The organism is Paenarthrobacter sp. NPDC092416, from assembly GCF_044755025.1.
Taxonomy (GTDB): Bacteria; Actinomycetota; Actinomycetes; order Actinomycetales; family Micrococcaceae; genus Arthrobacter.
On sequence record NZ_JBIVQG010000003.1, the window covers coordinates 33,010 to 57,792 of the forward strand.

Annotated in this window: 19 protein-coding genes, 1 tRNA gene and 1 other RNA gene; 10 read left to right on the forward strand and 11 right to left on the reverse strand. The window is 62.1% G+C overall.

Features of this window, described 5'->3' with window-relative positions; all coding sequences use genetic code 11:
- Window positions 1–113 precede the first annotated feature (113 nt).
- From ACIQC5_RS07900 to ACIQC5_RS07910, 3 genes are all read right to left on the reverse strand, one after another.
- Complete coding sequence (locus ACIQC5_RS07900) at window positions 114–611, reverse strand: glutathione peroxidase (protein WP_400280227.1); 498 nt, start codon at window positions 609–611, stop codon at window positions 114–116.
- 118 nt (window positions 612–729) lie between these two features.
- A complete protein-coding gene (locus tag ACIQC5_RS07905; protein ID WP_400280229.1) occupies window positions 730–2,364 on the reverse strand; it encodes a M23 family metallopeptidase in 1,635 nt (544 codons plus the stop codon).
- 180 nt (window positions 2,365–2,544) lie between these two features.
- Complete coding sequence (locus tag ACIQC5_RS07910) at window positions 2,545–2,922, reverse strand: MarR family winged helix-turn-helix transcriptional regulator (RefSeq protein ID WP_400280231.1); 378 nt, start codon at window positions 2,920–2,922, stop codon at window positions 2,545–2,547.
- Between the two features lie 96 nt (window positions 2,923–3,018).
- Between ACIQC5_RS07910 and ACIQC5_RS07915 the strand changes: the two genes are divergently transcribed.
- Window positions 3,019–4,458 (forward strand): MFS transporter, encoded by a 1,440-nt coding sequence (locus tag ACIQC5_RS07915; RefSeq protein WP_400280233.1) that lies wholly within the window; start codon window positions 3,019–3,021, stop codon window positions 4,456–4,458.
- A gap of 90 nt (window positions 4,459–4,548) precedes the next feature.
- Window positions 4,549–5,460, forward strand: a complete 912-nt coding sequence (locus tag ACIQC5_RS07920; RefSeq protein ID WP_400280235.1) for an oxygenase MpaB family protein — start codon at window positions 4,549–4,551, stop codon at window positions 5,458–5,460.
- Window positions 5,461–5,533: 73 nt separating this feature from the next.
- Here the strand turns inward: ACIQC5_RS07920 and ACIQC5_RS07925 are convergent, their stop codons facing one another.
- Both ACIQC5_RS07925 and ACIQC5_RS07930 read right to left on the reverse strand, forming a co-directional pair.
- Window positions 5,534–5,881, reverse strand: coding sequence for a hypothetical protein (locus tag ACIQC5_RS07925; RefSeq protein ID WP_400280237.1), 348 nt, complete (start codon window positions 5,879–5,881; stop codon window positions 5,534–5,536).
- Window positions 5,882–6,237: 356 nt separating this feature from the next.
- A complete protein-coding gene (locus ACIQC5_RS07930; RefSeq protein ID WP_400280239.1) occupies window positions 6,238–6,456 on the reverse strand; it encodes a hypothetical protein in 219 nt (72 codons plus the stop codon).
- An 809-nt stretch (window positions 6,457–7,265) separates the two neighbouring features.
- Here ACIQC5_RS07930 and ACIQC5_RS07935 point away from each other — a divergent pair.
- The gene (locus tag ACIQC5_RS07935) at window positions 7,266–8,072 is read left to right on the forward strand and encodes a trypsin-like serine protease (protein ID WP_400280241.1); all 807 of its coding nucleotides are present in this window, start codon (window positions 7,266–7,268) and stop codon (window positions 8,070–8,072) included.
- Between the two features lie 448 nt (window positions 8,073–8,520).
- Here ACIQC5_RS07935 and ACIQC5_RS07940 read toward each other — a convergent pair whose 3' ends face one another.
- The 4 genes from ACIQC5_RS07940 to ACIQC5_RS07955 form a co-directional block, all read right to left on the reverse strand.
- Entirely contained in the window at window positions 8,521–9,573 is a 1,053-nt protein-coding gene (locus ACIQC5_RS07940; protein ID WP_400280243.1) for a CU044_5270 family protein, read from the reverse strand.
- Window positions 9,560–10,210: an RNA polymerase sigma factor gene (locus tag ACIQC5_RS07945; RefSeq protein WP_400280245.1), complete on the reverse strand. Its 651-nt coding sequence runs from the start codon at window positions 10,208–10,210 to the stop codon at window positions 9,560–9,562. The genes ACIQC5_RS07940 and ACIQC5_RS07945 overlap by 14 nt, the downstream gene beginning before the upstream one ends.
- A gap of 276 nt (window positions 10,211–10,486) precedes the next feature.
- Complete coding sequence (locus tag ACIQC5_RS07950; RefSeq protein WP_400280247.1) at window positions 10,487–10,642, reverse strand: hypothetical protein; 156 nt, start codon at window positions 10,640–10,642, stop codon at window positions 10,487–10,489.
- Window positions 10,643–11,381: 739 nt separating this feature from the next.
- Window positions 11,382–13,106 (reverse strand): IS30 family transposase, encoded by a 1,725-nt coding sequence (locus ACIQC5_RS07955; RefSeq protein WP_400280249.1) that lies wholly within the window; start codon window positions 13,104–13,106, stop codon window positions 11,382–11,384.
- A gap of 83 nt (window positions 13,107–13,189) precedes the next feature.
- On the opposite strand from ACIQC5_RS07955, the gene ACIQC5_RS07960 reads away from it, so the two are divergent.
- A complete protein-coding gene (locus ACIQC5_RS07960) occupies window positions 13,190–13,756 on the forward strand; it encodes a recombinase family protein (RefSeq protein WP_400280880.1) in 567 nt (188 codons plus the stop codon).
- 409 nt (window positions 13,757–14,165) lie between these two features.
- Here ACIQC5_RS07960 and ACIQC5_RS07965 read toward each other — a convergent pair whose 3' ends face one another.
- A complete protein-coding gene (locus ACIQC5_RS07965; protein WP_400280251.1) occupies window positions 14,166–17,639 on the reverse strand; it encodes a bifunctional proline dehydrogenase/L-glutamate gamma-semialdehyde dehydrogenase in 3,474 nt (1,157 codons plus the stop codon).
- Window positions 17,640–17,762: 123 nt separating this feature from the next.
- Here ACIQC5_RS07965 and ACIQC5_RS07970 point away from each other — a divergent pair, with 123 nt between their 5' ends.
- The gene (locus ACIQC5_RS07970; protein ID WP_400280253.1) at window positions 17,763–18,665 is read left to right on the forward strand and encodes a LysR substrate-binding domain-containing protein; all 903 of its coding nucleotides are present in this window, start codon (window positions 17,763–17,765) and stop codon (window positions 18,663–18,665) included.
- Between the two features lie 89 nt (window positions 18,666–18,754).
- On the opposite strand, the gene ACIQC5_RS07975 is transcribed toward ACIQC5_RS07970, so the two are convergent.
- Window positions 18,755–18,839 (reverse strand) — tRNA-Ser (locus ACIQC5_RS07975).
- A 304-nt stretch (window positions 18,840–19,143) separates the two neighbouring features.
- Between ACIQC5_RS07975 and ACIQC5_RS07980 the strand changes: the two genes are divergently transcribed.
- From ACIQC5_RS07980 to ACIQC5_RS08000, 5 genes are all read left to right on the forward strand, one after another.
- Window positions 19,144–19,494, forward strand: a complete 351-nt coding sequence (locus ACIQC5_RS07980) for a hypothetical protein (protein WP_400280255.1) — start codon at window positions 19,144–19,146, stop codon at window positions 19,492–19,494.
- Window positions 19,495–19,503: 9 nt separating this feature from the next.
- The gene (locus ACIQC5_RS07985; RefSeq protein ID WP_400280257.1) at window positions 19,504–20,418 is read left to right on the forward strand and encodes a hypothetical protein; all 915 of its coding nucleotides are present in this window, start codon (window positions 19,504–19,506) and stop codon (window positions 20,416–20,418) included.
- Window positions 20,419–20,544: 126 nt separating this feature from the next.
- The gene (locus tag ACIQC5_RS07990) at window positions 20,545–21,210 is read left to right on the forward strand and encodes a D-alanyl-D-alanine carboxypeptidase family protein (protein ID WP_400280259.1); all 666 of its coding nucleotides are present in this window, start codon (window positions 20,545–20,547) and stop codon (window positions 21,208–21,210) included.
- 97 nt (window positions 21,211–21,307) lie between these two features.
- Window positions 21,308–21,404, forward strand: an RNA gene (ffs, locus tag ACIQC5_RS07995) — signal recognition particle sRNA small type.
- Window positions 21,405–21,437: 33 nt separating this feature from the next.
- Window positions 21,438–24,767 (forward strand): DNA polymerase III subunit gamma and tau, encoded by a 3,330-nt coding sequence (locus ACIQC5_RS08000; protein WP_400280261.1) that lies wholly within the window; start codon window positions 21,438–21,440, stop codon window positions 24,765–24,767.
- Window positions 24,768–24,783 lie beyond the last annotated feature (16 nt).

The following is a 24,783-nucleotide window of genomic DNA, read 5'->3' on the forward strand; positions in this document are numbered from 1 at the left end:
CATCCCCCAGTAGGGCCAATCCAACCAGACAAGAGGCCAACAACAGGCGAACTTGGGGCGGAATGTTGGAAAATTACGTGAATTCCGCGGAATCGACTGCTGTTGTCAGCGGCTTAGTTTGACGCTTGGGAAAGCGCCATTTCGACCGCTTCGACCAGTTCTTCCGAGTCAGGCTCGACGGCGGAAGGGAACCGGGCCACCAACTCACCACTGCGGTTGACCACAAACTTCTCGAAGTTCCACTTCACTTTGACCCGCTCTGCCCCGGCTTCAGGCGTGGTCAATTCTGTGAACAAGGGGTGCTGTTCCTTGCCAAGGACGTTAGCCTTGGTGGTCAGCGGGAACGAGACCCCGAAGTTTCGCTCACAGAACTCGGCAATCTCATCGTCGGCGCCCGGCTCCTGGCCGCCGAACTGGTTGCATGGCACGCCCAGGACCTCGAAGCCCTGCTCGCGATACCGGCCGTAGAGTTCCTCCAGGCCCGAATACTGACGCGTGTAACCGCACTTCGAGGCAACGTTGACCACCAAGACTGCTTTCCCCTCGAAGCGGCTGAAGTCCGCTTCCGAACCATCGTTGAACGTGAGGGGGATGCTGTAGAGGGCGGTCATTAAGTGCTTCCTGACGACGTCGGCTGGCGGAATTGCCGTCACCGAGTCTACGGTCGCTGTTGGTCCGTCGCGAATCGCCTGAGAACTTGAGCTGACCCGATGGCCTGTTCATGGCTGGCTACGGCGTGATCAGGAGACTCGCAAGGGGGACAATCACGCCCTCCGGCGTCAGCACCAGATCAGGCGCCACCAGGACGTAGCCCGGCGGAAGGACCACCGTTGGAACGATCGCGGGCGTCACTTGAACGGGCGCTACGGGAACCGGCGCCACCGGTGCCGGCGCCACTGTTGCCACTGGAGCCACCACCGGCGCGGGCTCCACAACAGGGGCGACGGCAGGAGCCGGTTCAACGGCTGGGGCAACCGCAGGTGCGGGCTCAACGACTGGCGCAACCGCAGGTGCGGGTTCAACGACAGGTTCGACGGCGGGTGCCGGCGCCGCAGCGCTCTCCGGAGCAGGGGGCGCTGCAACCGTTACAGGTGCCGTCAAGGTGGCGGGGGCGGTCGTCGTGGTGGTGGCGGGCGCTGCCGGTGCTGTGGTGGTCGGTGCGGGAGTCGTCGTCGAAGGCGTTGGCGTCGCTGTGGCCGTTGGAGTCGGCGTAGCGGTCGGTGTCGGCGTTGCCGTAGCCGTAGCCGTCGCGGTCGGCGTAGCCGTAGCCGTCGCGGTCGGCGTAGCGGTCGCGGTCGGTGTTGGCGTAGCCGTCGCGGTCGGCGTAGCGGTCGCGGTCGGTGTTGGCGTAGCCGTCGCGGTCGGTGTCGGCGTCGGCGTCGAGGTGACAGGCGGCGTCGAAACAGTCGGCGTGGTGGGTGCTGTGGTCGGCGGGACCGTCACGGGCGGAGCCACAGATTCCTCGTGTTCGCCGCCGATCACGGCACGCTGGTCGCTGCCGGACACGGGCACTGCCCACTGCGGTGAAGCGGAGGCGCCGGTGCCAACGCCGGGCTGGTAGCTCACCATGGTGATGCTTTGGAGCGGATCCACCTGGTGGATGGGCAGGAGCGTCCAGTTGTTCGGGTTGGTGTGGAGGCCGTTGACGATCGTCTCGAAGTGGAGGTGGCAACCTGTGGACCAGCCCGTGGTTCCCACCTCTGCAATGACTTCACCGACGCGGACGGACTGTCCCTGTGTGACGCCGATGGCCTGGAGGTGGTTGTAGGTGGTGACGAGGCCGTTGCCGTGCTCAATTTCCACGCGGTTGCCGCCGCCCCAGAGGTGCCAGCCGACTGCGCGGACCACTCCGGCGTCGGCGGCGTAGACACGCGTACCGCAAGCGGCCGCGTAGTCCTGGCCCCAGTGGAATTCGCCGGGAAGTCCGGTCAGCGGGTTGATGCGGTAGCCGTACGGCGAACTCGGGTTCAGGACCTCAAGGGGTGAGTACAGGCTGCCTTGGGCCGGGCGTGACAATCCGGCAGAGGCTACGGTCAGCCCGGAGGAGCCGTCTTTGCCGACAGTGCGGACCAGCGCACGGTCAAAGAAAACCATGGGCGTGCCGGGAAGTTGTTCAGGAGGCTCCGGGAGGAGGTCGATGACCGTGGTTTCGGCTTCCGGCGGCACCAATCCGCCAAGTTGGGTGGGGCCTACAACGCCTTGGGCCAACGAGCCGTTGACGGATGCCGAGGTGAAGGAATTTGGCGCCTGGAAACCAAAGGCGACGAATATCAAGACCGCGAGGCACCCGGACATAAGGATTCGTCGGAACCCATTGGTGCGTACCAGGTCAACAACCCGGCCTGAATCTTGATGCTTGCCCACAACACACTCCCCAAAGCCAGCGGCACCAAACCCCAGCCTGGCGTGCAAGCACCATTCTGGCTGGTTATAGGCCGAAAATAAAGGCCTTACGGACCCCCACAGAAGATCTTGTCACAATCTTGAGGAAGGGTGCGCCGGGGTACTTTCCAGGCCAAGCAGAGGCGGCGGAATTGCCGCAGTTCAGCCGAGGTTTTCCTTGAGGAGGGCGCGGTGTTCCAGTGCTGCATTGGCGTGCAACGTGCGGCCGGCTTCCGTCAGCTCCAAGTACAGGGAACGGCGGTCATCCTCACAGGTTTGGCGGGAGACGAGCCCGGCCTTTTCCAGGCGGTCCACCACTTTGGATACCGCACTTTGGGTCATCGGGGTGCGCTCCCCCAGCGCCTTCATCCGGCAGGCGGATTCAACACTGTCGGCAACAAGGTCCAGGATTTCGAACTCGTTGAGGCCGATGTCGAACTTCGCTTCCAGAGCGCGGTCGATCGCCCCCGCGGTGCGGAAGTAGGAGTTTTGGATGCTGCGCCACTGCTCAACCAGCTGACGGTCACGCGTCGTTGCCATGCCCCGATTCTAGTTCATGTGGCCGTTAGAATCCACGTCATAATATTCCGTGTCATATTCCTTGTCATTCAATGACGCGTCATATACATTGATCGCATGACATCACCCACCACCCTTCAAAGAACTGCCGAACCATTGCTGACCGCAGTCCGCTGGACCCGCGCCCAGTGGCTGCTCCTGATGGTTGTCTGCACCGTCCTGGCCCTGGACGGGTTGGACGTTTCCATGGTTGGCGTGGCCCTGCCGTCCATTGGCCAGGAACTGAACCTCGGTACCGATTCGCTCCAGTGGATCGTCTCCGCCTACGTTCTGGGCTACGGAAGCCTGCTGCTCCTCGGTGGCCGCCTCGCGGACCTGTTGGGCCGCCGTCGTATCTTCCTCATTGCACTGACGGTGTTCGCTGCGGCGTCGCTGCTTGGTGGACTGGTGGACGACCCCACCATCCTGATCGCCACGCGCTTCGTGAAGGGCCTGGCCGCAGCGTTCACCGCGCCGACAGGCTTCTCCATCATCACCACCAACTTCGCCGAAGGCCGCGCCCGCAATAAGGCACTGTCCATCTTCACCACGTTCGGCGCCAGCGGCTTCTCACTGGGGCTTGTGGTGGGTGGGCTCATGACCAGCCTCAGCTGGCGGTGGACGTTCCTGGTTTCGGTGCCGATCGCCGTCGTCGTGGTCCTGCTGGGTATGAAGTTCATCCCCAAGGACAAGCCCTCGGCAGAAAACAGCGGGCACGATATCTGGGGCGCCGTAACGCTCGCACTGGGCATGCTCGGCTTGGTCTACACACTGGTTTCAGCACCCGAACAGGGCTGGGGATCTGTGGCAACAATCGCCGGATTCGCAGTGTCTGCCGCCGTGCTGACGGCATTCGCGATCATCGAAAACAAGGTGAAGCATCCGCTGATCCGCTTCGGCATCCTCAAGGAAGGCTGGGTAGCCAGGGCTAACCTGAGCGCGGTGGGGCTCTTCGGTTCCTACTTGAGCTTCCAGTTCATCGTGACCATGTTCCTGCAGTCCGTGCTCGGCTGGACGCCGCTGGGAATGGCGTTGGCCCTGCTGCCCGCTGGCCTGCTGGTGGCGACCAGCGCACCGTTCGCGGACCGGCTCATTGAAAAGTTTGGCGCTACGCAGCTGATCCTCACGGGCCTGACGGCGCTGGGCCTGGGCTACGTGCTGTTCCTTCGAGTCGGCACCACACCCAACTACGCCCTGGACATTCTGCCGTCGGTGGTCCTGCTGGGCATCGGCTTCGCACTGGCGTTCCCGTCCATCAACGTTCAGGCCACGGCCGGTATCAAGGACTCCGAACAAGGACTAGCCGCTGGACTGATCCAGACCAGCACGCAGGTGGGAGCCGCGCTGGTTCTCGCCGTCACTACCGCCTTGGTCAGCAGCCACGGACACGAAACCGGTACCGTCAGCGCCCAGGCCATGCTGGAACAGTACCGTCCGGGACTCATCCTGAGTGCCGCCGTCGCAATCGTCGCGCTCTTGGTGGCGGCTGCACCGTCCCGCCGCCGCACCCGCGTCTAGCGTCGGGTTTCCGTACAGATAATGCCCTTAGGAGCGACTCATAAGGGCATTATCTGTACACAAACGCAGATGCGCGGTCGAATGGATGGCATGAGGAATTACCTCACCGAGTACAGGCACGAACTGCAGCGCACGTTCACCGGGTCAGCAGGTTCGCCGCCGGAGTGGGTACCGCGCCTCGCAGAAGGGAACGACGCCGGATATCACCTTCCGGGGTCGGCCGTCTGGGCGGTGCATGGCTCCATGTCCACCATCGTGGCCGGGATCCGGGTCCTGCTGATGCAGTCGCTCCATCCGGGCGCACTCGCCGGCGTCTACGAACACTCCGGTTTCAAAGAGGATCCCTTGGGCCGGCTGGCAAGCACCATCCGCTGGATCTTCACCGTCACGTACGGCTCCACCGAGGCCGCCGAAGCCGCCACCTCCCGTGTGCGGAAAATCCACGAGCACGTCCGCGGAAGTTACCTGGACGCTTCCGGCATGAGCCACCCTTACTCGGCGAACGATCCCGAGCTGCTGCGCTGGGTGCATGTCACCTACGCGGATTCATTTGTCACCGCCAACCGGATCTGGGGCCGCCCGGCGCCAGGCGGTCCTGACGCCTATATTCGCGAATGGGCCGAGGCAGGCAAGCTCATGGGGATCGAGAATCCGCCGCTCACCGAGGCCGAGGTCACCGCCGAACTGGAACGTTGGTATTCCTCAGGAGTCCTTCGTTCCGACGAGCGTCTCGCCGAAACCGTCGAGTTCATCCACCATCCCCCGCTGAGCCCCCGGCTCCGCCCCGGGTACCGCATCCTGTTCGCCGCCGCCGTCGCAAGCCTTGAGCCAAAATACCGCGACATGCTGGGGCTCCGGCCGGCGAAGATCGGCCCCGTGCCGTTCCCGTCAACCATGGCCGCCAAGGTGGTGCTCGGCATGGTGCGCCTTGCTTTAGGCCGGACAGGTCCCAGCGAACAAGCCGCGCGAAGGCGGCTGCGAAGGCTGGGTTACGCGGCCTGATACCCCCTGCCGCCCGGCTTCTGGTTGAGCCCACGGCCGTCGGTATGTTCGGGTGCAGGAAACGCTTCGGTCGTCAGATCATCCGTTGCCTGAGGGCACGGGCAACCTCATTCGCGGGTGCACAGATCTCAGGCGTAGACAGCTGAAAGAGTGCGTCGGTGATGAAGTCATGCCCACGGGAATCCACCCCAATGTCTTCGCGCCCTTGCACTTCCTCTGCCCAGGCACAGAGCTCATCCGCATCAATCCTCCCGGCCTCGAACTCGTCAAGTGCATGGCCGATGTCCCGAACCTCAACAACCGCCAGGTCCTCCTGATAGGACCAAACAAAGGCGGCCAAACGAACCAAGGACTCCTTCAACGGGCACCGCAACTGGATGAGGTCTGTGACGGCTTCCCGCCTACCAGCTTGGGACGACATGTAGCTTTCCCTTCCAAACGAACGGCCCTCAAGGCATTTTGTTGGAGTCTGTCACACCCGTCATCACGGATGGCTTACCAAGTAATGAGGACCCACTCGCCGTAACCGCCCTTGTTCCGTCGTGCCGTGGAACTGAGAATCGCAGATAACTACTTCACCGCTTGGGTGGTCCCCGAAGGTCCTCGATTGCGGGCGGCCTGTCGCCCTCCTCGACCGGCCGCCCAAAAACGAATTCCGGACGGAACCTACCGAGTTACTGGGCGCGGACGAACTGAAACGGTAAGTAAGACAGCGTTGATCTCTCGCAGGGTGCTGAAACAGTGCCAGACTCGCATCTGGGTTCAGTACTTGACGATCTACTCATAAATTCCGGCCGCAAGGAGCATGTGGCCAAAGAGCTCCCAGGAAGGTACCTCGGGAGTTGGTTCGCCACGGTTCATGAACCAACCGTCCATATCTCGGGTCCATGCAGCCAAAGCTTCCAGGAACCTATCCAGATCGGGGTTCTCCCAAGACTCCGGGTCTCGGTTCAGTGAATCTCTGAGTTGGTCAATCAGGTCACCCTCCCACAACATAACCGACATTATGGTGTGGATTTGGCGCGTGTCCGGATTTGATGGCTAATCGAGAATTTCTGCACTTTCTTGTAGCTCTTTGTTTGACAATTCAGGTCAACTTCCGTTAAGGAATTGCGTGGGACGCTGCCTCGGCCACTCACGGCCCCCTGACTAGGATCCATGTCAACCGGACTCTTATCACAGAAACACACCAACTAATGGGGCACCCCTAATGGCCAAAGGGAAGGGCCTGCGCAAGAACGATGCCACAGGTCCAGCAATCCATTATTGGCATGGAGGGGCATAGGCAGGGCTATTGATGCCGCGTTGGTCCCCGGCTCCCAAATACCCGATTACAGGAATCTGATGCTCACATCAACGCCGTGATGGCGGCAGCTGCACATCGGATCAAAATCTTCAACGTCGTTTCACCCTACGTCCGGCACTGAACCGCATGGACAAGGACGGACCAAACAGAATTAATTCTTCTGCTCGAATATTCACTGTTGGTAAACGTACTGAGTCAATCCGCATAAGTGATGCAGCGATTGATTTCGTGACGCAGATCGGGAAATATTTCTTTTTATTTCACAAGTTGCTTACTATCCTCCAACTATTTCGGATGACTGGACAAGTGAGACGCCCTTTTCTGATAATCTGTGCCCGCCGACTCCAACTAGTTCAAGTCGGATCAGTCCAACGAAGATAATTTTCGTCCGATTGACCCCGGGCAGGAATGAGCGTAAAGACCAAAAATTATCTGAGAGGCGGATTAGAGTCATTCGTTGTCGGCGTTGCCGGCAAGCAAATCTCAAGTAGGAGGCAATATGCGGAAGGTACTTAAGGGCGGGATCTCAGGTATCTCAGCCCTTATCGCGGCACTTTTTGTCATTGCTATTGGTGTGCAACCGGCACACGCAGGATGGTACGACTATTTGGTTGGTCACCCCATGTACAAAGGCAGTAATCCTTGGTGCACCGGCAGCTACGTCATCAATGGCTCGAGTGGGACCTTTATCCTGACTGCTGGGCATTGCTTTTCTGTGGGGGAACGAGTGTCCGGCACCGGTGCCCAGTTCGGAACTCTGGCGTACCGAAAGGCCTTCGGCACTGATGGAGACTCCGCGCTCGTTCGACCCGACACCGGCGTCGACGTGTACCAGACCATTGTCGACCCGAAGACAGGGAATACTCCTGGCAGCGGACGCGTAACAGGGACGATGCCCAGCGGTGACCAGACTATCGGCACGGCGGTCGGCAAGATGGGCGATACAACGGGTTGGACTGAAGGAACGATTCAATACCGCTTTCTTGATTGGGACGGGGTTTACACGTACTGCGCCAATTATGCCCGAGCAGGGGGCGATTCCGGCGGTCCTGTTTGGCGACAGGACAGTCAAGGTTTGCGAGCAGTTGGCATGCACGTCGGGGCCCTTAATTACAACGGTTCCATTCTCGGGTGCTACATCCCCATAGACACGCTTTTGAGTCAGTGGGGAGCGAGCATGAACTTCTGGCCGGCGTGGGCAGCCCGCGGCTCAACTTCAGACGAAGAATTGATGCCTCCAAGCCCGAGCACAGAACTCCCGCCTATTCTCACTGCCGCTGATGGTGTGGAGCTTATCCGGGACTAGTGGGAATCCTCGGGAGACGGTGGCTGACTAAGCGCGTTTGCTAGCTCGTACAACCAAAATGAGATGTCCTCTTGCTTACGCCTTTTGCGCTATCAAGAGGACATCTCATTTTTACACTCTCAATTCGCAGCGGAGATTTGGGAGGCTGATTGATGTTTGCCTGCTTCAGATAAGTTGCATCGGGAGACTCTGATAGCGCGGCTGCTGCTACAACGGCAACGTCAAATGGCGTCAGGGAGAGATGGAGGGTTTGCTTACTCCTATCGGATTTTCGCAGGGCCGGTCTCTGTTGGTGGTTCGCAGAGTAACCATATTCGGGCGGCCCCTGTCCCCGGTGGCAATAGATGGGCATCGATCCTACTGAAGGGACTGTTCGCCTCAGTCCCTCCAAGTGGTGCGGTCATCCCCCAATGGCGACCGCTGCGATGTGCGGCCAGCTGGCGCGAGCCTAGGGAGCGACGTCCACTACGGAGGTCCTCAGCGAGGTCCACGTCGTGAGGGTCCCAGCAGGATATCCGGGGTAGTCCTTGAAGAGCACGGTTTGTTCCCCGATAACCAGACCCGAAGCGGGATCGATGACAATGTTCGCTCCAGTTACCCCGCCTGATGTTGCGATACCGATGGCGATGCCGGTGCGGCCGTCGATCATTGCGTGCCTGTCGGTAACCGTAACGCCCTGGATTAGAGCAGCTGCTTTGTACAGCGCAGCGCGCAAGTCCGCCGGAACGACTCCTGTCTGCAGTCCATCCGCGATTGCCGTGAAAGCCTCACTGTCGGGGGACTTCCCGGTGCCTTTGGTTCGTTCGTAGATCAAGTCCAGGAGAGCCCGTGGATCCCTAGGGAGACTCGCGGCCTCCTTTAGCGGCGTGCCGACGATGACGGTCGGCTCTTTCCCGTAGAAGACACCTCCCGGAGAGCGCAGAATCCCGACGAACTCAGGTTGACCATCCGACTCGGCTCCCTGAGCCTTGACGATCTCGTCCGGCAGAGCTTTGGCTTCCTCGTTCATCGAATCCAGAATCATGCCTGGTTCCCGGTTCCAGACCCATACGTCTGACTTGTCGGCTGGCACATACATCTGACTGGTCGAGGTCTCTTGCCATCTCACCTGGCTTAGATCGGCAGCCTGCCCGCCCGTTCCAGAGACCGTCTTCGTTGCGATCTTCAAATACTGGCCAGGTCCCACCACAGGGTCGGACGTTTGAATGGTTGCAGCAGCGGCGTTGTTCAGCACCTCGGCCGCCTCAGCTGTGGCTCCAGGACCTCCAGGCCTGATGACATCGACCAAGACGATTCCGCCGACCAACAGCGCGGCAGCGGCAGATGCGAAAAGGGCCCGGCGCCGGAACCGGATAGGCGAAACGGTGGCTTTCCGCTGAGGTGCTGAAGCGACGGACGCTTGCACTTTGGCCATGACTTTCTCCCTGCCTCGGGCCAAGGCGGCTGCCGGCGCTGAGCCGACATCGCTACGCATCTCGCGGAGCAGCTCAAGGTCGTCCATAGTGATTCTCCGTTTCAGTAAGTCTTTCAAGGTTGAACTGGGCTCGAATTATTTGCCGCGCACGGTTCAAGCGGGAACGAACTGTCCCCACCGGAACGCCGGTTGCCTGGGCTATACCTTCGTAAGTCAGGTCAGCCCATGCGTAGAGCAACAATGTTTCCCTGTCGATCGCAGCCATATCCCGGAGGACTTGCGCAATTTGTCCGGTGGCGATCTTGGCATCGACCTCAGCAGCGATTCGGTCAGAGTCATCGGCTATGGCCTCACGTGACGCCGATTTTGCAGCTGTTCTGAGGACTTTGGCTTCTGCCCGATGATGCTCTCGAAGCAAGTTGGTAGCTATTCCAAATAGCCATGGCCGAGCATCGTCCCGGCTAGTGTCGTAGCTGTCCAGATGCTCCCAAGCGACCAGGAACGTTTCCGCAGTGACATCTTCCGCGGCGAAGTCGCCAGCTCTTCTGGCCGCATATCTATAAATGGCCGTGGCATGCCGATCGTATAGTTCCCCGAAAACCGCGGGGCTGTCCCGGGACCGCCTGATGATCTCGCTGTCTGTGCTCACACTATGTATTGACCGTTGGCTGCAAAAGAGTTCACGCAGCGGCCCATCTCCCCCTCGACCACAGCGTATCTGCACCTCTTCTGCGCGAAGGTTTCAACGCCCCCAGGAAGGCCACTATTTGGTAGTGACCAGTTGGCAGGCCCTCGAGTTCGGGATTGTTTCGGAACACGGGAAGAGTCGTTTCCTGCCCTGGTCGAAAGCTCGGTAACCGTGGCTTGCTTCCCGTGACATCCCATACCCGGATATACCGACCGTTCAACAAAGCAAGCTCTGACTCGGCCTTAACTTTTTGCTGCGCTGGAAAATCGCTCAAAGGTGTCTCCTCCGGTTGCTGCTCTGCGTCGGTCGACGTCATGCGTCTATCGTGGCACTGGCATCCTTGGCATCCTTGGCATCCTTGGCATCCTTGGCATCCTTGGCATCCTTGGCATCCTTGGCATCCGATGAGGCTACCCGTGGCACGCCCGTAAGCCGGTCGATCACCGTGCTGCCAAAGCCTGTCGCCACGCTCTGCGCCATTGCTGGCTTGGGCCATGTACGTAAGACCCGCACGATGAAATGCACGGTGACGGGGGGCGGATTCAAGTGGTCGACGCAACAGCGGGCTACTTTCGGGCTCTATCGCCCTGTGGTTGAAGTCTACGAGGGTACGAAGGAGAGCTATAGAACGGCCCCTGGAGAGGCTGCGCAAAGAGGTTATCCCTTATTAGAAAGATCCCCTGTAAATTCGGTACCGGGACGTCCAAAGACCACGTCCTGCCGCATTGAAGGGGGCTTTGTCGTGGGCGTTGATGGTTTCAAGGGAAAACCAATCGTGGAGATAACTGAGCACTGGCGATCACCCTTAAGTGCCAACGCCGCCATCGAAGCCATTGCGAGATCATCCGCTAAGTCACGCGCGAAGGTTGAAATCGACGGCGGAGCGGTACGTATCCGTGCTGGCTCTAATTGGGTTTATAGGATCCTCGGAAACCTCCTTTCAGGCGAAAATGTCCTTCCAGTTGCCCTGGAGGTTACGGCGACAGCAATCGATGACGAGTGCAAACTTCAGGCACGCGCTTTTGACACTTTCGGGTGGCGTTTGACGGACCGAACTTTTTTCGGCGCAGAACAGTCTTTTAGGAATCGCCTTGAAGATTTACTGAAGAGTGCTGCCACTGCAGCCCACGTTGTGAACCGGAGAATAGGCGCAGACTGACGGGACGCGAGAGAGGCGTCGGCAGCTGGAGGCTCCTGGTCTGGGAGCCTATCCATCCGTCGAGAATTGGAAGATTGCTGCCGGGGTGCGGTAGCCGAGGCTTTTGCGTGGCCTGCTGTTCAGCTCGGCGCAGACCTGTTTGACGTGGTCCTCTGAATGGACGGAGAGATCCGTGCCTTTAGGGAAGTATTGGCGCGCGAGTCCATTGAAGTTTTCATTCGCGCCGCGTTGCCAAGGGCTGGACCGCTCCGCGAAATAGATCCGAAGTCCGGTGGCGGCAGATAGTTCCTGGTGCCGGGCCATTTCCAGGCCTTGGTCCCAGGTCAGTGTCTGCTTCAGATGAGCCGGTAAGGCTGAAAAGGCAGTGACGATCGCTTGGTTGGTCTGGGCCGCGGTGTGTCCGTTTGGGAGGTTGACGATGATCCCGTAGTGGGTCTTGCGTTCGCGTAAGGTGACCATAGCGGATGCGGAACCAACCCCCACGATGAGATCACCTTCCCAGTGGCCGGCCTCTATTTTGGTCTCGACCTCTGGCGGTCTTTCGTGAATCATCGTCATGGTCTTCACGACGGAACCATGGCCCGATCCTGTCCGCCAGCGGTGCTTACGGATCTTTCGCCCTGTGCGCAGGCGTGGCTTGCCGGCCGTGCTTAGCCCGCCATGATCGCCGAATAATAGTGCTTGGTAGATTGTCTCCGGACAGAGCCGCAGCGCTGGTTCAGCGGCAAATTCCAGTGCTAGCCACCCGCAGATCTGCTCTGGGGACCAGTGACTGGTTAGCTTTGTTTGTACCAGTGCGTGCAAGCGCGGATTAGCCTGCAATTTCCGCTCCCTCGGCCGACGCCGCTGGCTGCGCGCATCGTGATCGGCTGTATGCGGCAAGTAGCGCCCCCGGGGATCACGGTGCCGGTCAAGCTCCCGTTTGATGGTCGACGCATGCCTCCCCAGCTCCCTGCCAATCTGACGCAGGGAACATCCCATGCGGAGCAGATCTGCCATTTGAAGCCTTTCGCGCAGGCACAAGTACCTGCCCGACGGAGGTTTAAGGCGAGCCCGTGGCTGTTGCGCCCTCTGATTCCGAAGCCTTGTCCCGATATTCCTGCTCACGCCCAACATCCTGCAGGCGGCAGCATTGGAAGCACCGGAGCCCACCAACTCCCAATATCGTGTCTCCCGTAACGCGCGTCGCTTTTGTGCTGGAGACATAGGAGCTGCAACCCTCTCGGCAACGATCCTCGCGGTCCGAATCGCGTCCCGCTCGGCTTTCAGCAGGCGTGCTTTCTCGACTTCCAGTTCTTCTTTCCGCTGGGATTCCCACCTGAGGGAGGTCCTCGGCGACAGTTGTAAAAGGTTTACAACCTCCGCCAGGGGCAGCTGGCTTCGCAAGATGATGAAACGACGGTAGACCCACCGGTACCCAGTCGTATGCTTTACGCCTGCCGATGTGGCAGCAGCCAATACGCTCATGCCGGTGGAGTATGAGGACCAGAACGCCTCCTCAACAGCTGCATCGACTTGGAAGTGATGGCGCCCAAAGCCTCTCAGGAAGAGTTCATTCCATTTCCCGGCATTGCGCGAGGTGAACCCAAGTTCGATCTGGGCAGCTACGTGGTCGAGGCCTTTGCTGCGGAATCGGAGGTACTCATCACGCAACCACCGGTAACCGGTCTCCTTACCGACTCCCGTCACCCGTACTGACTCTCTGAAACTCTTGCCTTCCTTGATGAGAGCAAGAAACCTAACACCGGTGGGCGAATCGAACTGTTGATACATCGAAGGAACTCCCTTGATTGGGTGTTGCTTCGATCAACAGAATCCAAGGGGGGATTACTGCAACCATGTTCCTTATGACTGGAATGAAGATCGGTTATGCACGGGTCTCGACGAACGACCAGGACCTCACAGCCCAACGCAATGCCCTCGTTGCTTTGGGTGTGGAAGAGACCCAGATCTTCGTTGATCACGGACTCACGGGAGCGAATCGTGTGCGCCCAGGTCTCCGTGAAGCAATGGCGGCCTGCCGGGCCGGCGATACGCTCGTGGTGACCAAGCTCGACCGGCTGGCGCGCTCTCTATCTGATGCCAGGGACATTGCCGATGAGCTGACGGCTAAGGGCGTTGTGCTTAGTCTCGGTGGAAGCACCCACGACCCAACTGACCCGGTAGGCCGTCTGCTGTTCAACGTCCTGGGAATGGTGGCCGAGTTTGAGGCGGATCTGATCCGGATGCGCACCCGCGAGGGCATGGCGGTAGCAAGAGCCAAGGGGCGGCTAAAAGGCAAGCAGCCAAAGTTGTCCAAGACACAGCAAAAGCACCTTCTGACACTGCAGGACGCCGGCGAGCATACGCAGGCCGAACTGGCAGAGCTGTTCCGGGTGTCACGGACCACGGTGTACCGCGAGCTCCAAAGGCGCACCATCTGAAGACCGGCGCGGCGCCTACTGCTAGGAACGCGCCAAATAGCGCCGCAAAAAGACCGCCATTTAGCGCCGAAAGTCACAGACCTGTCCGGACCCAGCGCTTCGTTGTCTCGTTAAGCTTTAGGATTTCAAGACGTCATCCCGCTGACCCATACCGATCCGGTGGTCCCGGTTGAGCGGGGCTAGCCTGTTCCAGGAGTGCTTCCCCGCATGCTTCCTCTGGCCCTTCTCCTGCCGCCATCGAACGGGCCGTCCAAGCCCGGCTCTTCCACGCCGGACGCCGGGGGTGCCAGCGCGGCTGGTGTGACGTTCTCCACCAACCTTGGCGCCACCCTGAGATACAAAACAGCCGGGCAGGGACGAAATGAATCCGTCCCTGTCCGGCTGTTTTTCACGCCTCGGCGCACATGGCCTAGATCAGGTGATCCGACAAGTGGTTCGGCGTGCCGAAGCGGTGCGCGGTGATGGACACGGCCTGCTCGCGGAGGAACGGCAGGATCTCGATCCGGCCGGCCTGAGTCACAGCACCGTGGTAGACCGCAACGTCCGGGCGACCACCCATGGCCGCGCTCAGCGCGGTGAAGTTTCCACCGATCAGGCGGATCCGGCCGGCGTCGAACTTGGGCGCACGGGCCAGCCACGCGACGTCGTCCTCGATCCGGACGCTAACGCCCAGGGCCGCGAACGCCGACACTACCGCGTCAGGAAGTACGACGGCGGTGCTCACCTTGAGCGCCGAGCCCGCCACAGCGCCGGCTGCTACAACGCGGAGCAGTTCAGCGAGCCGTTCGCCTTCGGAGAGGCGGATGGTCACTGGGAGCGGGCGGTAGCGGAAGACGTTGCGCTCGGCGGACAGGGCCGAAACGTCCTTGCGGGTGCCGAACTCGGATTCCCACGCGGCGGCGTCGCTGAACAATGACTGCTGGAGGGTCTGCAGCTCTTGGCCGGACACGTCGGCAGACCTGGCCGCGGCGAGAATCTGCGCGGCTGCACCTTGAAGGACAGTGCCTCGCTGCGCCTTGGCCTCGGCGGGGAGCCAGCTGCCCAGGCCCACCAGGTAGTTCGGTCCGCCAGCCTTGGTTCCGGCGCCGACGGCCGACTTCTTCCAGCCACCGAACGGCTGACGCTGCACGATCGCTCCGGTGATGCCGCGGTTGACGTAGAGGTTTCCGGCTTGGATGGTGTCCAGCCAGACGCCCATCTCGGCCGAGTCCAGGGAGTGCAGGCCTGCCGTGAGGCCGTACTCGATCTCGTTCTGGATGGCGATGGCTTCCTCAAGGGTTTCGGCGGTCATGACGCCCAGCACCGGGCCGAAGAACTCGGTCAGGTGGAAGTAGGAGCCACGCTTGACGCCGGATCGGATGCCCGGGGACCACAGCCGGCCGGTCTCGTCGAGGCGCTCGGGCTTGATGGCCCAGGTTTCACCGTCGCTCAGGGTGGTGAGGGCGTTCAGGAGCTTGCCGTTGGCCGGTTCGATGATCGGCCCCATCTGGGTGGTGGCGTTGTCCGGGTAGCCAACGGTCAGGGAGCGCGCGGCGTCGATCAGCTGGTTGTGGAAGCGGGCGCTCTTCGCCACCGAGCCCACCAGGATCACCAGGGACGCGGCGGAGCACTTCTGGCCGGCGTGGCCGAACGCCGAGTACACGACGTCCTTGGCTGCGAGGTCCAGGTCGGCACTGGGGGTGACGATGATGGCGTTCTTGCCGGAGGTCTCGGCAAGCAGCGGGAGGTCCTGGCGGAAGGAACGGAACAGCTCGGCCGTTTCGTAGCCGCCGGTGAGGATCACGCGGTCAACACTCGGGTGCGAGACCAGCTGGGTGCCGAGTTCGCGCTCTTCGAGCTGGACGAGCGCCAGCACTTCGCGCGGCACGCCGGCTTCCCACAGGGCATCCACCATGACCGAACCGGAGCGGCGGGCCTGCTTTGCAGGCTTGATCACGACGGCGGAGCCTGAGGCGAGTGCTGCCAGCGTCGAGCCTGCGGGGATCGCCACCGGGAAGTTCCAGGGCGGTGTCACTACGGTGAGGTTCGCTGGGACGAACGTGGCGCCGTCGACCGTTTCCAGGTCTTTGGCGCGCTCGGCGTAGTAGTGCGCGAAGTCGATTGCTTCACTGACCTCGGGGTCGCCCTGGTCGATGGTCTTGCCGGTTTCCGACGCCATGACTTCAAGGAGTTCGGCGCGGCGGGCTTCGAGGATGTCGCCGGCGCGGTGCAGGATCGCTGCACGCTCGGCGGCAGGGCGGGTACCCCAGGCCTTGCCGTGGTCCACAGCGGTGGCGATGATGCGGTCCAGTTCAGTAGCGTCAGAGACCTTGGTGGACTCGACGATCGCGTTGCCCGCGGTGGAGCCGGGAATGCGCTTGAGGATGTCGCGTCCCCAAGCTCGGTTGGCCGGGAGCGCCGGATCCGTGTCAGGAGTATTGCTGAAGCCCTCGAGCGGTGCGGGCTCGGCGGGGAGACGGCGGTCCTGCTTGCGGTTCGGGCCCGGGACTTCGTCTGTCAGCTGCGCGAGGGAGTCCAGGAAGCGCTGCTTTTCGCGCTTGAAGAGGCCCTCGTTGTCGCTCAGTTCGAAGACTGCGGACATGAAGTTTTCCTGGCTGGCGCCTTCTTCGAGGCGGCGGATCAGGTAAGCGATGGCGACGTCGAACTCGCCCGGGTGAACCACCGGTGTGTAGAGCAGCAGGCTGCCGACGTCCTTGCGGACTGCTGTGGCCTGGCCGGTTGCCATGCCCAGGAGCATTTCGAATTCGATCGCTTTCTGTGCCGGCCCGGCAATCCCACGCTGTTTGGCGAGCAGCCACGCGAAGGCGACGTCGAACAGGTTGTGACCGGCAACGCCGATGCGGACAGCGTCAACGTGCTCCGGCGTAAGGGCGTAGTTGATGACGCTCTTGTAGCTGGTGTCCGAGTCCTGCTTGCTGCCCCAGGTGGCCAGCGGCCAGTCGTGGAGGGAGGCTTCAACCTGTTCCATGGGAAGGTTGGCGCCCTTCACGACGCGGACCTTGATAGGAGCTCCACCCTTGGCGCGACGGGCCGTGGCCCACTCCTGCAGTTCCTGCATGGCGCCGAGGGCGTCGGGGAGGTAGGCCTGAAGCACGATGCCGGCTTCCAGGTTCTTGAACTCAGGCATGTCCAGGATCCGCTTGAACACGGCGATGGTCATGCTGAGGTCCTTGTATTCCTCCATGTCCAGGTTGATGAACTTGGGCTTGGGGAAGGAGGCTGCGAGGCGGTAGAGCGGGGTGAGCTTCTCCACCACGTGGTCCACGGCTTCGTCGAAGGCCCACGGGGAGTGCGGTGCCACCGTGGAGGATTCCTTGATGGAGACGTAGTCCACGTCCTCACGGGCAAGCAGCTTGAGGGTGCCTTCCAGGCGGCGCTGGGCTTCGTGCTCACCCAGGACAGCTTCGCCGAGGAGGTTCACGTTCAGGTGCACGCCGTCCTGGCGGATCTTGGCGATGGCCGGGCCGAGCTTGGCGTCGGTGGCGTCCACGATCAGGTGGCCCACCATCTCGCGGAGCACGCGGCGGGCGATCGGGATGACTACCTGCGGGAGGATCGGGGCTATGACGCCACCCACACGCACTGCACTGCGCATGTACCACGGGAGGAACTTGGGCACCTTCGGGGCGAGCTCGGCCAGTTTGCGGCCAGCGACGGACAGGTCCTCCGGGCGGATGACGCCGTCGACGAATCCGACCGTGAAGTCCAGGCCGTTCGGGTCCTTCAGGACGCCGGCAAGGCGCTGCGCGGAAACGTCTACCGGGATCTTGCTGGCTTCGGTCAGCCAGTGGCGGACCAAAGCAATGGCCTCTTCGGCCAAAGCATCGAACTGCCCGGAATCCTGGGTGCGCGGGGAGGTGGCATCCGGGATGGTGCTGGTCATGGGGGCTCCTTCTGGGGCGGAGAAGTTTGTTTGTTTCCATCAGTATGGATCTACAATCACGTTAGGAAAAGCGATCTTTTCTGACGAATATTCATCAATCATTCCGATCCTTTGGAGGCCGCCTTGCTGGACGTTCGCAGGCTGCGTTTGCTGCACGAATTGAAGATCCGCGGAACCCTGGCCGAGGTGGCCGACGCGATGCAATACAGCCCCTCCTCAGTGTCCCAACAGCTGACGCTTCTGGAGAAGGAAGCAGGGGTTGAACTGCTCCGAAAGGCAGGGCGACGCGTGCAACTGACGCCGCAAGCCGAGATCCTCGTGGCACACACAGCGGCGCTGCTGGAAACGCTGGAGCGGGCCGAAACCGAGCTGGCGGCATCCCTGTCCATGGTGACGGGGACGGTGCGGCTTGCCGTGTTCCAGTCGGCCGCGCTGGCGCTGCTTCCGGACTTCCTCACGATCATGCGCCGGGAGTATCCCGAAGTCCGCGTCGAGATGACCCAGCGCGAACCCGAAACTGCACTCTACGAAACGTGGGCCCGCGACTTCGACATTGTTGTGGCCGAGCAGTATCCCGGACACGCCGCGCCGCACCACCCCGGACTTGACCGCGCCACCCTCACCAGCGACGCGTTGCGCCTGGCTACTCCCCCGGTTGGACTCGGCGGCGAGTCCGTGACATCGCTGGCGGACACAGCATCAATGCCTTGGGTGATGGAGCCCCGCGGCGCGGCCTCGAGGCACTGGGCCGAACAGGCCTGCCGGTCCGCGGGCTTCGAACCGGACGTGCGCTACGAAACTGCCGACCTCCAAGCACAGATTCGGCTTATCGAATCCGGAAATGCCGTGGCACTCATGCCGGACCTGGTCTGGACCGGCATGACCCGACCCGTCCAGCTCCTTGACCTTCCCGGGCTACCTAAGCGCACCGTGTTCACTTCCACCCGCACAGCCGGCCGCATCCACCCTGCGATCCTGGCGTGCCGCGAAGTTCTGGAGCGCGTGGCCGCGGCGCAACAGTCGTAGCCGAGCCAGCCCGCAGGTGCGTGGGTGCGTGTCCGCAGTCACGGGTCGGAAAACGCAAAAGGCCCCAGTCCGAAGACTGGGGCCAAACGCGGAGAATGGGGGATTTGAACCCCCGAGGGCGTTAACCCAACACGCGTTCCAGGCGTGCGCCATAGGCCGCTAGGCGAATTCTCCTTGCTTCCGATTCGAAAGCAGATACTACTGTACCTGAGAATTTCGGCATCGTGTAATCGGCCCTTTTTGCTGTCCACGCAGTCCTGGTTGCGACGTTCCCCTTAACGGAAAAATGGACGCCCCCAACGCGCCCATTCTTGCGGTATCACCGTTGAGCTGCCGGGTCCGGCCCCTCGCCCCCAGGCCCCGCAGCTCACAATCTTGAGATTGCCCCAATCGGTGTACATACCCATGGTCCGCTGTGACACGTGGATATGCAATGGTGCGGGCCCGTTTGCGGCCAAGTTACTGACAGGATGTTCCCATGTCGCAGCTTCACGCTTTGGTGGTTTATGTGCCCGAAACTCATGCTTCAACACTCCTCCAGGCCCTCGGGGATGCCGGCGCCGGCCGCATTGGCGACTACTCCCACTGCGCTTTCACCTCGCCCGGCACCGGTCATTTCACCCCTTTGACAGGGGCGCAGCCGTTCATCGGCGACGTAGGCGTCGGTGAGCAAGTGCCGGAGACGCGGGTTGAGTGCGTGGTTGAGGATGACGTGCTCGACGCCGTTGTGCTGGCTCTGCGAGCGGCCCACCCGTACGAGGAGCCGGCTTTCATGACCTGGCCAGTGAACGGGTGGCGACCTTCCCCGCCGCATCTGCCGGAGAGCTAGGATCGCTGCGTGGACGATAGGCAAATACCTCCCGAGTCTGCCGGTTCGCTGGACGGGGCAGACGAAGAAAGCCGGGCCGCGAAAAGAATCTTTGAACGCCTCCAGGCCTTGGAGCCGCTCTGCGATCGAAGAATGGACGTTGGCGGCGTCGAGAACGGTTCGCCCCTTCACCAGTTGGATGACCTTTTCAGATCCTCTCGCAGCCTCAGCCACCTGCTGACCCAGTCCCTCGTGGCCGCCGTGGATAATCTGCAGGCGCTCCGCCGCCTCTTGTTCATCGAGGCACCCGACGGGAATATCTACTTCCGCACGCAGACCCATGCACCGTATGCGCTGGTACGCACCATCATGGAATGCACTGCAACAGTGCTGTGGGCGCTTTTGCCGGAAAGCTCCGATGAACGTGCGCGGCGAGGCCTGGTACTCGTGTCCCGGGAGGTGTTCAACGCCGCTGCGTTCTGGGACGCCTACCTTGGTGAGTTCCATCCGGAACGGCACGATGTCGCGGCGGATTACTTTGACGGCCTCCGCCTGGCGCTCAATTCATCGGCTGAACTGTTGCGGTTGCCTCCAATGTTTCGACGGAAAGGCGATGGAAGCTGGGGGTATGCCACCAAGAACCGCACGGAGACAGCGATCCTCAAGGAGTTGCGTTCGAGCAGCAGCCTGCCTCCCGGGCTGATCTATGCCTGGCAGTTCTGTAGCGGCTACTCCCACGGGCTGGAGTGGACTACCGCCGAAAGAAGCGGTTACGACGTCGCAAGCAACCTCGCCGAAGACGATGCGTTCCAGGCCGAAGGAATGGAACAACTGCGGCGCATGTGCGACGTAGCGTTCGATCTGATACCCCAGGCGTGGGAAGTCTTCGATGCCCGGCGCCGCGGCCGGCCATTCTTCAACTCCGGGGAACCAGCTCTGGACTGAAAACCCACCCTTGGACTGAAGAGGTGACAGGCCTTGAAAGTCAAGATTGTCGGCACTCCGGACCCGGAGTACAGTCACCCCATCGCTGGACACACTTGACTGGACGCACATGACTTGGAGGACCCGATGAAGCTGCGCCAATTCTGGTTAGGGATCGCTGCGGCACTGCTGTCCGTGGGGCTCCTGTCCCCGCAGGCTGCCGTCGCTGTCCAATACGACATCGACTCGGCCAACAGTCTCCAGGTTGTGGTTAACAAACACCGGATGCTGAATCCGCCGAGCTATGTCCCGGCGTCGCTTACGCGGGTTTCAACTGAACGGCTGCGCCCGGAGGCTGCAACCGCGTACAACTCCTTCGTGAAGGCAGCCAAAGCGTCAGGTGTCAACGTCCGGGCCACCAGCGGATACCGCTCCTACTCGCAACAACAGAGTCTCTATGCCAACTACGTCGCGCAATACGGCCAGGAGACCGCGGATACCTTGGCTGCACGCGCTGGTTACAGTGAACACCAGACCGGCCTGGCCATGGACATCGGCAACGCCAGCGGCGTATGTGCTCTGCAAGCTTGCTTCGCCGACACTCCAGTGGGGCGTTTCGCGGCCACGGACGGTTGGAAATACGGGTTCATCATCAGGTACCCGGCCGGGGCGCAGGACATCACTGGCTATGAATATGAGCCGTGGCATCTGCGATTTGTCGGCGTGGAGCTGGCCACCGACATGAAGGCCAACGGAATCACCACGTTGGAGCGGTATTTCGGGCTTGAGGACGCGCCGGACTATCTGCCTTAACTCCCGCCGGAATCGGGCGGGAGCCACGCGCCGTCGAGCGTTTTCCACAGCCCCCTGCGCCGATTCGAACCAATAACCAAGTTCAGGTAAGCTTGTCGACGGCCCCTCATGTGGCGTCATCCTGTTGAACTCCCCCAGGACCGGAAGGTAGCAAGGGTAGATGGGCTCTGGCGGGTGCATGAGGGGTCTCTTATTTAAATGTCAGTCCCTATAGGTAGGTTTCACTTGTGACTGTTACAACTGCCCTGTATCGAAGGTACCGCCCGGACTCTTTCGCGGACGTTATCGGGCAGGAACACGTCACGGAGCCGCTGATGACAGCGCTCCGCAAGAACCGCGTGAACCACGCCTACCTCTTCTCCGGCCCCCGCGGCTGCGGTAAGACCACGTCTGCCCGCATCCTGGCCCGCTGCCTGAACTGCGCCGAGGGCCCCACTGACACCCCCTGCGGCACGTGCCCCAGCTGCGTCGAGTTGGCGCGCGGCGGCTCCGGCTCGCTGGACGTCATCGAGATCGACGCCGCCAGCCACGGTGGCGTGGACGACGCCCGCGATCTCCGCGAGCGCGCAACGTTCGCCCCGGTCCGTGACCGCTACAAGATCTTCATCATCGACGAGGCCCACATGGTCACGTCGGCTGGCTTCAATGCGCTCCTGAAGATCGTCGAGGAGCCCCCGGAACACATCAAGTTCATCTTCGCCACCACGGAGCCGGACAAGGTCATTGGCACCATCCGCTCCCGCACGCACCACTACCCCTTCCGGTTGGTGCCGCCCGAGCCGCTGATGAAGTACCTTGAGCTGCTCTGCCAGCAGGAAAACGTTCCGGTTGCTCCGGGCGTCCTTTCGCTGGTGATTCGCGCGGGCGGCGGTTCCGTCCGCGACACCTTGTCCGTGCTCGATCAGCTGATGGCCGGCGCAGGCCCCAACGGCCTCGACTACGAGCTCGCTGTTGCGCTGCTCGGCTATACCCACGCTTCCCTGCTCGACGACGTCGTTGACGCGGTGGCAGCAGTCGATGCCGCCACGGTTTTCCGGGCCGTTGACCGGGTCATCCAGACCGGGCACGACCCCCGCCGGTTCGTTGAGGACCTGCTGGAGCGTTTCCGTGACCTCATCATCGTCCAGGCGATGCCCGAAAGCGCCCAAGCCATCCTCCGCGGCATGCCCGCGGACCAGATCGCCCGTATGCGCAACCAGGCCAACAACCTGGGGGCAGCAGAGCTCTCCCGAGCCGCCGACGTCACCAACACCGCGCTCACCGAAATGACCGGTGCCACCTCGCCGCGCCTCCACCTCGAGCTGCTGTGCGCACGCATCCTGCTGCCCAGTTCGGAACAAACCGAACGCGGCATCGCGGCACGCATCGACCGAGTGGAACGGCGGCTCAGTTACACGGGCGACGCCGGGATCCCCGCTGCCGCTCCAGTCCCGCCTGCCGCTGGGGTTGCTGCTCCAGAGGCTGCGCCGGTTACTCAGGCACCGGTTGCACCCGCATCTGTTGCACCTGAATCCGCACCTGTGGCGCCCTCCGTTCCCGAGTCAGCGGCTGCGCCTGAATCTCCGGTAGTGTCGCCGGCTCCGTCATCGGACGGTGCCGGAGCTCGTGAAACGGCCCGTGAAGCACTGACCGCACCACGGGTTTCCACCAACGACTGGCCCGTCGACGAGCGCCAAGCACCCGCCGGACAGGGTCCATCAGCTCCTGCGCAGGCAGCACAGCCCCAAGGAGCGCCAGCCCAGGCGGCGCCCGGTCAGCCAGTTGCGGCACAGCCAGTTGCGGCACAGCCCCAGGTAACGGCTCCCGGGCCAGAGCCTGTTCAGCCGCAGGCACCCCAAATGCAGCCACCCGCCGCTCCGCAGCATGCTGCACCCGCTGGTGGAGGCGACGTCGAGGCCCTGCGTCGTGCCTGGCCGGAAGTCCTGCAGACGTTGACCAAGATCAAGCGCAGCACGTGGGCGCTCGTGGAACCCAACGCCCAGGTGGCACAGTTCGACGGACAAGTCCTTACACTCGCTTTCACCACTGGCGGTCTTGCTGGGGCCTTCGGTCGCGCGGACCACTCGGAGAATCTTCGCCAGGCAATCCACAAGACCATCGGCATCGACTGCCAGATCGTCGCAGTGGCTGGCGGCAACAGCTCAGCGAGCTCTGAGCCAAACCCAAAAGCGCCTACTAGCCGGGAAACTCCGGCTACGGCAACGGTCGGAACGGCGCCTGCGGTCGCTGCTCCCTCGGCGAGCACAGTCTCCTCCGTCGACTCAGCCTGGGGACTGGCTCCGGCGACTCCGGTCTCCGACCCGCCCTCGGAGGCTTCGGGTCCGGCGGCCCGGGAAGAGCCTTCGACGGCGAAAGCCCCCAGCGTTGTTCCCGCGCCTGCTGGGCACGGGAGCGCCCCAGTATCCGCGCCTGCTGGGCACGGGAGCGCCCCAGTATCCGCCCCTGCAGCAGGAGCTGCTACAGCCACGCAGGTTTCTGCTCCTGCGGCGGCCTTTCCCGCGGCGGCCTCGCCTGTGCCGGAGCAAGCGACGCCGACACAGCCGCAGCCGCAGCCGCAGCCGCAGCCGCAGCCGGGACAGAGTTCCCAAGCTCAACCACGCACAACTGTTCCTGCCATGGAGTCCGCCGGCGATTACTCGTACCCGGATGACGACTGGGGCCCGCCGCGGGATGAAGATGCCCCGCCGCTGGATGAGGAGCCTCCGGCAGATTGGGAACCAACGGCCTCGTACTCCGGGCCGGGTTCGACGCCATCGCTCGATACGTCCACGGCAACCGCTGCTCCGGTTCTTGATCCTGCCTCGGCAAGCAACGCATCGGTCAGCGCGCAGGCGACAACAGGCGCAGCTGGCCCGGCAAGCAAGACCTCAAAGAGCCCCAAGTCCTCCCAGAGTTCCAAGTCACCAGCGGAATCCGGCCCCGAAACGTCCAAGGATCCATGGTCCCGGGCAGTCGAGCAGGCTCCCGGCACGTGGGTTGTCGGCAGCGAATCCAACGTGGGCATCAGGACGGAGGCTACGCCTGAGGCAGCCCCGGTCACATCGGGCGTCCCGGACTACGAGCCTGCCACGGCGCAGGTCCCGGCCGAGACCACACCGAACTATGGCCACCTGACCAACGCGGAACACAACGGTTCCTCGGGCTGGGACGTCGCTCCGGCGTCGTCGTGGCCCGTGGCAACGCCAGCAGAAAGTGCAGCACCAGCGCCAGCGGCCAGCAACGTCCCCGCCGCGTGGCCGTCCACTTCTGCAGGGGCATCCCACGAGGCCCACGGGTCCGTCGCAACCTTGGAAGAGACCAGCCCGTCGGTCACTCCATCCGGCCGGCAGAGCTTGTATCAGCGGCTTTCAAACAGCCCCGAAGCCCAAATGGGACGCGTTCAGGCACCGGTTCGAGCACAGGCTCAACCAGCCAGCACTGTTGAGGACATCCCCAGTCCGGAAGACGAGACCATCGAGGAATCGAGGGTCTTTGGACGGGCAGCGGTGGAGCGTATTCTGGGCGGAAAGCTGATCGAAGAACGGGCCTTGGATGGTTCGCCCCTGCAGATGCGCTGATTGCCAGGGCACGAAG